Here is a 12,293-nt window from a genome sequence, read left to right on the forward strand (position 1 = left end):
GAGCGATGACACGAGCGATGACAGCATCCGCGGGAGCCGAGCGGTCTTCAGGAGCCGCGCCGGCGGCCGCGGGCGACGGGTGCGGACGCCGTCCGGCGACACCGCGCCGGTGACGGCCCGGCCGCTCCGGCGGAAGCTGGCCCGCGCCCTCAGGCCGTCGCGGGTCGCGCGAGCCCCAGCTGCTCCTCCACGCACCGACGCATCACGAACTTCTGGATCTTTCCGGAAACCGTCATCGGGAAGGCGTCGACGAACTGGATGTATTTCGGGATCTTCTGGCGCGCGATCTGCCCCTCGCAGAACGCGCGCACCGCCGACTCCGACAGAGTCTCACCGTCGCGCAGCCTGATCCAGGCGCACAGCTCCTCCCCGTATTTCGGGTCCGAGACCCCGAAGACCTGGACGTCCTGGATCTGCGGATGCCGGAAGAGGAACTCCTCGATCTCGCGCGGATAGATGTTCTCGCCGCCGCGTATGACCATGTCTTTGATCCGGCCGACGATGTTGCAGTACCCCTCCGCGTCCAGTGTCGCGAGGTCGCCGGTGTGCATCCATCCGGCGGCGTCGAGGACCTCCGCGGTCCGCTCCGCGTCCGCCCAGTAGCCGAGCATGACCGAGTAGCCGCGCGTGCACAGCTCGCCGCGCTCGCCCCGCGGGGTCACGCGTCCCTCGGAATCCACGATCTTGACCTCGAGATGCGGGTGGATCCGGCCGACGGTCGTGACGCGCCGCTCCAGCGGGTCGTCGCTGGAGCTCTGGAAGCTCACCGGGCTGGTCTCGGTCATGCCGTACGCGATGGTGACGTCGCGCATGTTCATCTGCTCAACGACCCGGCGCATCACCGCGATCGGGCACGGCGCGCCCGCCATGATCCCGGTGCGCAGGGAGCGGAGATCGAACTGCGCGAAATCGGGATGGTCGAGCTCGGCGATGAACATGGTCGGCACGCCGTAGAGCGCGGTGCAGCGCTCGGCCTGCACGGTCGCCAGCGTCGCGCGCGGATCGAAGCCCTCGCCCGGAAAGACCATGGCGCAGCCGTGGGTCAGGGCCGCGAGATTGCCCATCACCATGCCGAAGCAATGGTAGAGCGGCACCGGGATGCAGATCCGATCCTCGGCGGTCAGCCGCATCGCGCGGCCGACGAAGTGGCCGTTGTTGAGGATGTTGTGGTGGGTCAGCGTCACGCCCTTCGGGGCGCCCGTCGTGCCGCTGGTGAACTGGATGTTGGCCGCGTCGTCGAACTGCATCACGTCGGCGAGGTCGTGCAGCGCGGCCGTGCCGGCCGCGTCGCCCCGGGCCGCGACGGCGTCGAAGGCGATCGCGCCCGGGGCCGGCGGTCCGCCGATCTGGATCACCGCGCGCAGGTGCGGCAGACGCGCGGCGGAGAGCCGGCCCGGCTCGGAGGCGGCGAGTTCGGGGGCCAGGGTGTTGAGCATCCCGAGATAGTCGCTGTCCTTGAACGCCGTCGCCGTCACGAGGGCGGCGCAGCCGACCGCGTTGAGCGCGAATTCCAGTTCCGTCAGCCGGTAGGCCGGATTGATCGTCACCAGGATCAGCCCCGCCCGGGCGGCGGCGAACTGGGTCAGCACCCACTCGGCGCGGTTGAGCGACCAGATCCCGATGCGGTCTCCGCGCCGGAGGCCGAGGGCGAGCAGGCCGACCGCGACGGCGTCGGCGCGGTCCCTCAGCTCGCGCCACGTCCAGCGCGCATCCTGCGCGGGCGCGACCAGCGCCACGCGATCCGGCCACNGAACCCGATCCCATCTCGAACTCGGCCGTTAAACACGCCAGCGCCCATGGTACTGTGTCTCAAGACACGGGAGAGTCGGTCGCCGCCAGACCCGCACATCGCAAGCAACAGCCCCTCACCACGTACACCGATCCGGCCCCCGGACATACCGCCCAAGCTCACCAGAGCCGGCGCATCCGGGCCAGCCGCACACACTTGCGGATCATCCGCACACACTTGGCGCGGGGTGGAGCAGCCCGGTAGCTCGTCAGGCTCATAACCTGAAGGTCACAGGTTCAAATCCTGTCCCCGCAACCAAAGTCAGTTGAAAAAGCCGGTCTGCACCATGCGGGCCGGCTTTTAGGAGGCGCCGCCCTGGGTCGCTTCGCTGCGCTCGCGATGACGGAGCGAGCCGGTTCGACCGATGCGTTCGACCGGGAACGGTATCGGCTTCACCGCGCCCCGCCGCTCCGCCGGCTCCGGCGCTCGGCCTTGCGGGTCGCGGTCTCGCGCAGGTGCTGCTCGATGGCGTCGTTGGCCCGCCCGCGCATGTGGCGGATGGCGTCCACGTCGTCGAAGGTCTCGGGGAAGCGCCGGGACAGCCACAGATAGGCGCTGGCGAGCTTCACGGTCCGCTCCTGGTAGTCGAGCGCGCCCGCGAGATTGCCGCGCAGGGCCGGGACCGTGAGGCCGGCGGCGCGCGCCTGGCACCAGCGCTCCAGCAGCCCCATGGCGATCTCGTCGCGCCGGTCGATCGGGCAGACCGAGAAGGCGAACTTCTCCTCGATCGGCAGCCGCGCCCGGTCGACCGTCCGGGCGACGTCCAGCACCTCCTCCAGGGCCGAGGGCTGGAACGGCGAGCCCGCGTAGAAGGTCGCCCGCGCGAAGTGGGTCAGCACCTCGTGCAGGCTGTGCGTGCGCATCTCCTCGGCCACCGAGCGGATCGCCCCGAGATCCGGGCGGACGTAGAAGCGCGTGTCGGCCGCAGGCGCCGTCGGGGCGCCCGAGAGGGCGGTGCGGATCGGCTCGGCGGCGTACGGGTCGGTCGCCGCCACGTAGCCGACATCCTGGTGGCCGTAGCGGCCGGCCCGGCCGGCGATCTGCCGGATCTCCGAATGGGTCAGCGCCCGCTCGGCGGTCCCGTCCCACTTGCGCACCGCCGAGAACACGATCCGCTTCAGCGGCCCGAGATTGAGCCCCATGCCGATCGCGTCGGTGGTCACCAGCACGTCGGCCTCGCCGGAGCGGAAGCGCGCGGCCTCGGCCCGGCGGACCTCCGGCGACAGGGCGCCGTAGATCGTCGCGACCCGGTGGCCCCGGGCGACGAGGATCTCGCGGTTCTCGTGCACGGCCCGGCGGGAGAAGGCCACGACCGCGTCGCCGGCCTCGACCTTCTCCAGCGGCACCGGCTCCTCCAGCAGCAGGAGCGGCGACTTGCGGGTGAAAGGGATCACCTCCAGGGACTCGTCGGCGGCCTCTGCGGCGCGGCGGACATACGACAGGGCGTCGTCGGAGCCGCAGACGATCACGGTCCTGGCGGCGACGCCGAACAGCGCGTTGGTCCAGGCCCAGCCGCGGTCGGGGTCCGACAGCATCTGGATCTCGTCGATCACCGCCACGTCGATCGGACGGGTCAGGTCGGCGGTCTCGATGGTGCGGGCGGTGTGGGTCGGGGCGGCCGCGCCCAGCACCTCCTCGCCGGTGATCATGCCGGCGCGCAGGCCCCGCTCGCGCAGGGTCTCGTAATTCTCCAGCGCCAGCAGCCGGAGCGGCGCGAGGTAGGCGCCCGTCCCGGCCGCGGTCAGGTGCTGCAGGGCCGCGTAGGTCTTGCCGGAATTGGTCGGCCCCATGTGGAACACGATCTTCCGGTCGAGGCGCCGGGCGGCGGTGAACCGCTCGATATAGGCGCCGAAGCCGACCTGATCGCGCAGCCGCTGCAGGCGCGAGCCCTCGCGCGCCACCGCCTTGGCGTGGCGGCGGACGGGGGTGAGCGTGTCGTTGAGGCCGCGGGCGAGCTTCGGGCCGTAGGTGAACACGCGGGACCGGAGGGAGCGGTCCATGTGGGCGATGTAGGCGGCGGCGTCCGCCCCGACCTCGCGCAGGTCGACGAGGAGCTGCGCCCGCAGCCGGTCGACCGGCTTGTGCAGGGCGCGGGTCGCCTGCAGGGCCGTGCGCGCCACGGCCTCGCGCAGGGCCTCCAGGCGGTGGGCCGGGTCGTTCCGGGCGGCCATGCGGGCGAGGATCTCGGCCGCCTCCGGCTCCGGGGCGATGTCGAGCCGCAGGTCCAGGCGGCCGTTGTCGAGGAGCGGGATCTCGGTCCGGATCAGCCAGGTGATCCGGTGGTCCTTGGTGACCACGGCCCGGAGGTTGGGGATCGCCGTCCGGATCGCCGGGATGCCGGTCTCCGCGAAGGCCCGGGCGGCCCGCATCTCGCGGAGCGCGCGGGCGACGCGCTCGTCCTCCACCTCGGCGCCGTAATCGGGCAGGTCGAGATGGGCGAGCAGCCGGTCGAGGTCGACCGCGTCGGGGGACAGGCCGAGGCGGCCTACGGATTCGATCAGGCTCTCGATCGTCGGGCGGAGACGCTTGCGCGCCATGCGGTCACCTTCGGCAGAAGCGTCCGACGCCAACCCCGGTGCGGTCGGGGGCGTTCCGGATCCGATCCATGCGCCGAACTGCGTTCGGGCGCTACGGCGACATCGTCTTGGCGAGCGCAGCGAAGCAATCCGGTCGGCGCTGTGCTGACCGAGGGCGCGCTGCCCTGGGTCGCTTCGCTGCGCTCGCGAAGACGGGATCTCACGGCTGCCGGGCCGCCTCGGCGAGCCAGCCGCAGAAGGCCCGCACCGCCGGATCCTCCACCCGGGGGTCCGGGACGTAGGTGTAGTAGCTCCGCGCTGGCAGGGCGGGGCCCGCGAAGGGCAGGGTCAGGCGGCCGGCCGCGACGTCGTCGGCGATCAGCCGCTCCGGCCCCATGGCGACGCCGAGCCCGTCCAGGGCGGCCTGGAGGGTCAGGTAGAAGTGCTCCAGCGTCACCGTGGCCCGCGGCGCCAGGTCCGGGACACCCGCCGCCCGCAGCCAGTCGGGCCAGACCCGCGGCAGCGTCGCGGCGTGCAGCAGCGTGTGCTGCCGGAGATCCTCCGGGACCCGGAGCGGCAGCCGCCGCAGCAGGTCCGGGCTGCAGACCGGGATGCGCCGCTCGGACAGGAACGGCTCCGCGCGGTGGCCGGGGCGGCTGTCCGGCCCGCCCCGGATCGCCACGTCGAACGGCTCCGCCAGGCCGGCGAGGGGCACGTTCGAGGTCGTCAGCCGCACCTCGATCGACGGGTTGGCCCGCTGGAAACCCGACAGGCGCGGGATCAGCCAGCGCAGGGTGAAGGTGGCGAGCGCGTTCACGTGCAGCAGCCGCGGCCGGCCGCGCTCGGCCTGACGGGCGGTGGCCAGGGCGATGCGGTCGAGGGCGGCGCCGATCTCGGTGGCGTAGGCCGTGCCGGCCTCGGTCAGGACCACGCGCCGGTTGTGGCGCTCGAACAGCGGCAGCCCGAGCCAGCCCTCCAGCATCTGGACGTGCCGGCTGACCGCCCCGTGGGTGACCCGCAGCTCGTCCGCGGCGCGGGTGAAGCTCCCGTGCCGCGCGGCCGCCTCGAAGGCTTTCACGGCGTTGAGCGGCGGCAGGCGACGGTGCACGGGTCAGGTTTCCTCACGCGAGCGTCAGCTTAAGTCGTTTGTCAGCTCCGGGCCAGGGCGCCATCCTGGCGTCGCACCACGAAGGATGGCTGGATGTCCGTCGCGTCCGATCTGACCGCGTCTCCCGAACCCATGTCCCTGTCGGACGCCCGGCGCACGCTGGTGGCCACCGGCGTGAACCACGCCCTGCACGACGGCTACACGGACCTGATCTACGTGCTGCTGCCGGTCTGGCAGGCGGAGTTCGGCCTCGACTACGTCGCCCTGGCGTTCCTGCGCTCGCTCTACAACGGCGCCCTGGCGGCGCTGCAGATGCCGGCGAGCCGCCTCGCCCAGGCCTGGGGTGCCCGCACCGTGCTGGTGCTCGGCACCGTGCTCAGCGCGGCCGGCCACGCGATCGCCGGGGCCTCGGGCGGCCTCGTCGGGCTCGGGATCGGGCTCCTGCTCGGCGGCGCCGGCAGCAGCACCCAGCACCCCCTGGCGTCCGCGGTGATCGCCCGGGCCTACGGGCCCGGCGCCCGCGGCCCACTCGGCACCTACAATTTCACCGGCGATCTCGGGAAGGCGGCGGTCCCGCCCCTGGTCGGCCTGCTGCTGACCCTGACGGGCTGGCGGCACGCGCTCTGGGTGATCGCCGGCGCCGGGATCGCGGTCGCGCTCGCGGTCGCGCACCTGCTGCCGCGTGAGCCGGCGTCACGCAGCGGCGGTACGGCGGCGCGTCCGGCGCCCCATCCGTCCGCGACCGGGCCGGGGCGCGGCACGGGCTTCCGCCTGCTCGTCGCCATCGGCATGCTCGACAACGCCGCGCGGCCGGCCTTCCTGCTCTACCTGCCGTTCCTGCTGCAGGAGAAGGGCGCGGCCCTGACCACGGTCGGCCTCGCGCTGTCGCTGGTCTTCGTCGGCGGCGCGCTCGGCAAGGCGGTCTGCGGGCGCCTCGGGGACCGTCTCGGCGTGACCCGGACCGTGATCCTCACCGAGACCGGGACGGCGCTGGCGATCCTGGCGGTGATCGCGCTGCCGCTGGCCCCCGGGCTGATCCTGCTGCCGCTGCTCGGCGTGATGCTGAACGGCACCTCGTCGGTGCTCTACGGGACCGTCCCGGAACTGGCCCCGGGCGGCCGGGTCGAGCGGGCCTTCGCGGTGTTCTACACCTGGACGCTCGGCGGCAGCGCGCTGGCGGCGCCGCTGCTCTACGGCCGGCTCGGCGACGCGGCCGGCCCGCACTGGGCGGCCGTGGCGGCNGGGCGGCCGTGGCGGCGGCCGGGACGGCGCTCGCCGTGGTGCCGCTGATGCTGGCCCTGGCGCCGCGCCTCAGGGCGGCGCACCGGCAGCGGGCCTGAGGCGCGCCGTCCGCTCGGATCACCCGTCATCGCGCGCGCAGCGAAGCGACCTGGGGCAGCGGGACTTCTCGGCAGCGCGACGCCACCCTGGGTTGCTTCGCTCCGCTCGCGAGGACGTTCGCGTCAGGCGCTTCCGAGGGTGCTGACCCGGACGGCCTCCGACCGGCCGTCCACCGCCACGTCCCGGATCTCCGCCGGCGCCACGCGGGCCGCCGCGTAGACCGCCTCCGACACCACGGCCACGCAGCCGAGGACCTTGGTCAGGCCCTGGAGCCGGGCCGCGACGTTGACGGTGTCGCCGAGCGCGGTGAACCGGGCGTCGGTGGCGTCCCCCATCTCGCCGACGATCGCCGGGCCGGCATGCACGCCGATCCCGTACCGGAGGGTGTGCTCCAAATCGGCCGCCAGGAGCCCGTTCAGGGTGTCGACCGACTCGGCGATGAGGTCGATCGCCTTCAGGGCCTCCCGGGCGGCCGCCTCGGCCTCCGTCTCCAACCCGAACAGGGCCAGCAGGCCGTCGCCGAGGAACTGGTTGGTCGAGCCGCCGGCCTCCCGGACGGCGTCGCCGACCGCGCCGAGGAAGCGGTTGATGATGAACACCGTGTCGTAGGGCAGGCGCTCCTCGGCGAGCCGCGTCGAGCCGCGCAGGTCGACGAACATCGCCACGATGAAGCGCTCCTCGCCGGACTGCGCCCGGTCGAGCAGGTCGGCTTGGCGCATACGCGGCTGCGGCGGCAGCAGCGGCACCACGGCCATGTCGGTCTCGGGCCGGAACTGGCAGGCGAGGCGCACCCCGGGACCGGCCGCGATGCGCTCCAGCACCGCCCGCTCGGTGCGGCCGGGCGCCGGCGCCCCGTCGCTGCCGTCCGTCACCCGGATCCGGCAGGTCGAGCACCGGCCGCGGCCGCCGCAGACGCTGGCATGGGGGATCCGGTTGCGCCGGCTCGCTTCCAGCACGCTCGTGCCGCGGGGCACCCGCACCACCCGCCCGTCCGGGTAGCTGAGACGGATCGTGCCGCGCTTGATCTCGGCGAGCGTCCGCGCGCCGCGGGCCGCGATCACGGCCGCCACGAGGCCCGCGTAGGTCCCGAGCAGCCCGTCCCGGATGGCGGCGAGCCGCGCCACTTGGTCGGGCAGCCCGACATGGACCGGCTGGAGCGCCGCGGCGCGCCACGCCGGATCCTGCGCCAGGGTCAGGACCATCCGGCCGCCCTGCGCGAAGCCCAGCAGCGCCAGCACCGGCACCAGCACCGCGAGCGCCAGCAGCCAGGGCGCCGTGCGGTCGAAGCCGGGCTTCAGCCGCAGCCAGAAATACAGGCCCATGCAGCCGTGTACCCAGGCGACGACCAGGACCGTCACCTGCATCAGGCCGAGGGTCGGCGAGGCGATCCAGAAGGCGTAGAGTTCCTGCGCGTAGCCCTTGTCGAGCCCCTCGGTGACGAAGGAGACCCGGGTCGCCACGATGTGGCTGATGAGCAGCGGCGGGATCAGCAGGCCGGAGACCAGCTGCAGGGCCTCGGACGGCCGCCAGTGGAAGAAGCGGGCCGCGTAGAGGGCCTGGAGCCCGAGCAGCAGGTGCACCACCAGGGCGCCGTAGAGCGCCGTCAGGCCGGCGGGGTTGAGCCAGACGGCCGTCACGAGGTCGAGGCCGTCCTCCATGGCGTCGAGGGAGACGTTGCCCAGGGCGTGGTTCAGCAGGTGCGTCAGCACGTAGCCGAACAGGATCAGGCCGCTGGCCAGCCGGAGACGCCGCAGGTTCAGGCGCAGGCGCGCGGCCCGCGGGGCCGACCGGGGTTGCGCGCCCGACTCGGCGGACCGGAGCGTCGCGATCGAGGCTGTGCGCACCATGCTGGAGGTCCGAGGGGATCGGTTCAGGGGCCGCCATTCACGGGCCCCTCGTACCAGCAAGACTTCCGCGGCGTCCGATTTATTTCTAATCGCCCGCGATCCGCGGGATCCCGGCGACGCCGATCGCGCGGGCCGCCCGCGCCGGAGACCCGATGCTGGACACCTTCTTCGCCCGCGGCGCCGCCGCGGTGGCCTCCGACCTGATCGGCGCCCGCCTGTTCGTCGGCGCGGCCGGCGGGATCATCGTCGAGACGGAGGCCTACGACAGCACCGATCCGGCCTCCCACAGCTTCCGCGGCCCGACCCGGCGCAACGCCAGCATGTTCGGCCCGCCGGCCCACGCCTACGTGTACCGCTCCTACGGGATGCACTGGTGCCTGAACCTCGTCTGCGAGCCCGGCAGCGCCGTGCTGCTCCGGGCCCTCGCGCCGACCGAGGGGCTGCCCGCCATGCGGGCGCGCCGCGGCCTGGAGGATCCGCGCCTCCTCTGCGCCGGCCCCGGCCGCCTCTGCCAAGCCCTCGGCGTCACGGACGCGCTGGACGGGGCGCCCCTCGCGCGGGCGCCGTTCCGGTTCGAGCCCCGCGATGCGGGCGATTCCGGGGCCGTCGCGGTGGTGAGCGACCGGCGCATCGGCATCACCCGCGGCGCCGAGACGCCGTGGCGCTTCCTGCTCGCCGGCTCCCGGTTCGTGAGCCGGCCGGCGCGGAAGGCCGCCGGGTGAGGGCGCCCGCCGCGCGTGCGGGTCGGGGAGCCTTCGCAGCGGGTGCTCCCTCGGCTAGGACAGCGGGGCACGCAGCCCTCCGGGCGCCTGCGGCGAGCCCGGGGGGACCATGGCGGCCAGGGATGAAGCGACGTGGCGGGTCGGCGTCCTGTTCTCCCGCAGCGGGGTGAGCGGCATCACCGAGACCGAGCACTTCCTCGGCACCGCCCTGGCGATCGAGGAGATCAACCGGGCCGGGGGCGTGCTCGGGCGGCCGATCGAGCCGATCTGCTACGACCCCGCCGGCGACACCGACGCCTACCGCACCCTGGCCCGGCGGATGCTCGCCGAGGACGGGGTCGAGGTGGTGTTCGGCTGCTCGCTCTCGGCGAGCCGGAAGTCGGTCATGTCCACCGTGGAGCGGCACAACGGCCTGCTCTGGTACCCGTCGATCTACGAGGGCTTCGAGTACTCGGAGAACATCATCTACACCGGGGCGACCCTCAACCAGAACGTCTTCGCCCTGGCCGACTACCTGCTGCAGGAGCACGGCAACCGGATCTTCCTGATCGGGTCCGACTACATCTACCCGCGGGAATCGAACCGGGTCATGCGCGACCTGATCGAGGCGAAGGGCGGGGCCATCGTGGGCGAGCTGTACGCGGCCCTCGACGCGGACGACGCGGCCCACGCCGCCATGATCGCGGCGATCCGCGACGCCGCTCCGGACGCGGTCTTCTCCACCGTGGTCGGGCGCGGCGCCGAGCGGCTCTACCGCGCCTACGCGGATTCCGGCATCGACCGCGCCCGCTGCCCGATCGCCAGCCTGACCCTGGCGGAGGGCCAGATCCGCGCGATCGGCCCCGAGCACTGCACCGGCCACGTCCTGGCGGCGCCCTATTTCGGGGCGCTGCCCGGCGAGGAGAACCGGCGCTTCGTCGCCGCCTTCCAGGCCCGGTTCGGGGCCGAGCGCCCCACCAGCATGTGGTCGGAGACCGCCTACGCGCAGGTCCACCTCTTCGCCCGGGCGCTCGCGGAGGCCGGCACCCTCGACGCCGAGCGCCTCGGCGCGGCGGCCCTGCGCCAGCGCCTCGCGGCGCCNCCCTGCGCCAGCGCCTCGCGGCGCCGGAGGGCGAGCTCGCCTTCGACGGCGAGACGCGCCACATCTGGCTCACGCCCGGCATCGGCGTCGCCCGCGCGGACGGGCAGTTCGACGTGGTCTGGCGGGCGCGGCGGCCGGTGCGGCCCGACCCGTACCTCGCGTGGTCCCGGTTCGAGACGAACTGGCTGGAGGAGGGGCTCGCCGCGTGACCGGCCCCGCCCGCAAGATCCTGGACGACCTGCGGCGCGCCCGCGCCCTCGTCATCCATCCCCGGGACGAGGAGGGCGCCGCGCTGCTGGAGCAGCTCCGCCGCCTCGGCTGCGCGGTCTCCCTGGCGTGGCCGCCGCCCGCCGCCCTGCCGGCCGACATCGACACGCTGTTCATCCAGCTCGACGACGCCCAGGTGATGCACCTGCTGCCGTCGATCGAGGCGATCGAGCCGGCGGTCATCGCCATCGTGGCCTACGAGAGCCCGACCTCGCTGAAGGCGATCGCCGACGTCAACGCCCACGGCGTGCTCAACAAGCCGCTCCACCCGCGGGGCGTGCTCACCCAGTTCGCCCTGGCCCGCTACCGGCGCGGCTACGAGGGGCGGCTGACCAGCAAGATCAACCGGCTGGAGGAGACCATGAAGGGCCGCCGCACCGTCGAGAAGGCGGTCCGGCTGCTCGTGGACCTGAACCGGATCGACGAGGACGCCGCCTACAAGATGCTCCGCGACCGGGCCACCGCCGCCCGGGTGCCGATGGCGAGCGTGGCCGAGAGCGTGGTCTCGGCCCACGAGGCGATGAGCGGTCTCGGCCTGCGCATCGCGTTGGCGGAAAAGACCTGATCGCAGCAGCCTGCCGCATTTATGGTCTTGCGGTCCGGAGTGCGGCGCGTATCGTAGTCTTACCGGGCAAGGTTGCCCCGCAGCAGCAGTGCTGCACGACATCACGGCTTTGAAGCCTCTGGTTCGCGGACGATCTTGTCTGCGCCCAGGGGCTTTTTGCGTTTTGGAGCTTTCATGGTCCAAGCGAACGATCCCGCGCGCCCGCCGATCCGGGTCTCCTGCATCCAGTGCGAGCCGGAATTCGGCGCGGTGGCGGCGAATCTGGCGCGAGCCTCCGACCGCGTCCGCGCGGCCGCCGCCGAGGGCGGCCGGCTGATCGTGCTGCCGGAACTCGCCAGCACCGGCTACGTGTTCGAATCCGCCGCGGAGGCCGCCGCCCTGGCCGAGCCGGTGCCGGACGGACCGACGACCCGCGCCTGGGCGGCGCTCGCCGCGGAACTCGGCGTGCACATCGTGGCGGGGATCGCCGAATCCGCCGGCGACGTCCTCTACAACGCCGCCGTGATCGTCGGGCCGGAGGGCTATATCGGCACCTACCGCAAGGCGCATCTCTGGGACCGGGAGAACGTGTTCTTCGCCAGGGGCGATCTCGGCTTCCCGGTCTTCGACACCGCGCTCGGCAAGGTCGGCGTCGCGATCTGCTACGACGGCTGGTTCCCCGAGACCTTCCGGCAGCTCGCGCTCGCCGGCGCCGAGATCGTCTGCATCCCGACCAACTGGGTGCCGATGCCCGACCAGCCCGCGGGCGAGGCCGCCATGGCCAACACCCTGCACCGGGCCGCCGCCCACTCGAACGGGATCTTCATCGCCTGCGCCGACCGGGTCGGGATCGAGCGCGGCCAGCCCTTCGAGGGGCAGAGCCTGATCATCGGCCCCAAGGGCTGGCCGCTCGCCGGCCCGGCGAGCCGGGACCGCACCGAGACGGTCTCGGCGCTGGTCGACCTCGCGGAGGCCGGCCGCAAGGACCTCAACGCGTTCAACTCGCTCCTGCGCGACCGCCGCGCCGACATCTACGGCTGAGTCCGCTTCGCACCGTCGTCATCCAAGGAGTTCGTTC

The 12,293-nt window shown here is 73.2% G+C and carries 8 protein-coding genes, 1 tRNA gene, 1 rRNA gene and 1 pseudogene; 7 read left to right on the top strand and 4 right to left on the bottom strand.

The features are described from left to right. Positions 1-149: 149 nt before the first annotated feature. On the bottom strand, positions 150-1,730 hold the full coding sequence (locus tag MMR14E_RS18645) for an AMP-binding protein (protein ID WP_331316449.1): 1,581 nt from the start codon (positions 1,728-1,730) through the stop codon (positions 150-152). Between MMR14E_RS18645 and rrf the strand changes: the two genes are divergently transcribed. Both rrf and MMR14E_RS18655 read left to right on the top strand, forming a co-directional pair. Beyond that, positions 1,719-1,841: ribosomal RNA gene (rrf, locus tag MMR14E_RS18650) — 5S ribosomal RNA — on the top strand. The genes MMR14E_RS18645 and rrf overlap by 12 nt on opposite strands. Positions 1,842-1,970: 129 nt before the next feature. Then, positions 1,971-2,047 (top strand) — tRNA-Met (locus MMR14E_RS18655). A 134-nt stretch (positions 2,048-2,181) separates the two neighbouring features. On the opposite strand, the gene MMR14E_RS18660 is transcribed toward MMR14E_RS18655, so the two are convergent. After that, a complete protein-coding gene (locus tag MMR14E_RS18660; RefSeq protein WP_331316313.1) occupies positions 2,182-4,326 on the bottom strand; it encodes a helicase-related protein in 2,145 nt (714 codons plus the stop codon). 199 nt (positions 4,327-4,525) lie between these two features. Further along, a complete protein-coding gene (gene gcvA, locus MMR14E_RS18665) occupies positions 4,526-5,413 on the bottom strand; it encodes a transcriptional regulator GcvA (protein ID WP_331316315.1) in 888 nt (295 codons plus the stop codon). A gap of 93 nt (positions 5,414-5,506) precedes the next feature. Here gcvA and MMR14E_RS18670 point away from each other — a divergent pair, with 93 nt between their 5' ends. Further along, the gene (locus tag MMR14E_RS18670) at positions 5,507-6,703 is read left to right on the top strand and encodes an MFS transporter (protein WP_331316316.1); all 1,197 of its coding nucleotides are present in this window, start codon (positions 5,507-5,509) and stop codon (positions 6,701-6,703) included. A gap of 173 nt (positions 6,704-6,876) precedes the next feature. Here MMR14E_RS18670 and MMR14E_RS18675 read toward each other — a convergent pair whose 3' ends face one another. Further along, positions 6,877-8,601, bottom strand: a complete 1,725-nt coding sequence (locus MMR14E_RS18675) for an adenylate/guanylate cyclase domain-containing protein (protein WP_331316318.1) — start codon at positions 8,599-8,601, stop codon at positions 6,877-6,879. A 152-nt stretch (positions 8,602-8,753) separates the two neighbouring features. On the opposite strand from MMR14E_RS18675, the gene MMR14E_RS18680 reads away from it, so the two are divergent. The 4 genes and pseudogenes from MMR14E_RS18680 to MMR14E_RS18695 all read left to right on the top strand — a co-directional run bounded on the left by MMR14E_RS18680 (position 8,754) and on the right by MMR14E_RS18695 (position 12,256). Next, positions 8,754-9,323, top strand: a complete 570-nt coding sequence (locus MMR14E_RS18680; protein WP_331316319.1) for a DNA-3-methyladenine glycosylase — start codon at positions 8,754-8,756, stop codon at positions 9,321-9,323. Positions 9,324-9,432: 109 nt separating this feature from the next. Then, a pseudogene (locus tag MMR14E_RS18685) lies at positions 9,433-10,613 on the top strand (transporter substrate-binding domain-containing protein). After that, positions 10,610-11,236, top strand: a complete 627-nt coding sequence (locus tag MMR14E_RS18690; protein ID WP_331303682.1) for an ANTAR domain-containing response regulator — start codon at positions 10,610-10,612, stop codon at positions 11,234-11,236. Before MMR14E_RS18685 ends, MMR14E_RS18690 begins: the two are co-directional and overlap by 4 nt. A 174-nt stretch (positions 11,237-11,410) precedes the next feature. Then, positions 11,411-12,256, top strand: a complete 846-nt coding sequence (locus tag MMR14E_RS18695; protein ID WP_331316320.1) for a nitrilase family protein — start codon at positions 11,411-11,413, stop codon at positions 12,254-12,256. Positions 12,257-12,293: the final 37 nt, after the last annotated feature.

The sequence above is a fragment of the Methylobacterium mesophilicum genome (assembly GCF_036441335.1).
Lineage (GTDB): Bacteria > Pseudomonadota > Alphaproteobacteria > Rhizobiales > Beijerinckiaceae > Methylobacterium > Methylobacterium mesophilicum_B.

Excerpts from the sequence above, each read along its gene's own strand:
- MMR14E_RS18680 (WP_331316319.1), top strand. The coding sequence starts at position 8,754 with ATGCTGGACACCTTCTTCGCCCGCGGCGCCGCCGCGGTGGCCTCCGAC.
- MMR14E_RS18660 (WP_331316313.1), bottom strand. The coding sequence starts at position 4,326 with ATGGCGCGCAAGCGTCTCCGCCCGACGATCGAGAGCCTGATCGAATCC.
- MMR14E_RS18695 (WP_331316320.1), top strand. The coding sequence starts at position 11,411 with ATGGTCCAAGCGAACGATCCCGCGCGCCCGCCGATCCGGGTCTCCTGC.
- MMR14E_RS18675 (WP_331316318.1), bottom strand. The coding sequence starts at position 8,601 with ATGGTGCGCACAGCCTCGATCGCGACGCTCCGGTCCGCCGAGTCGGGC.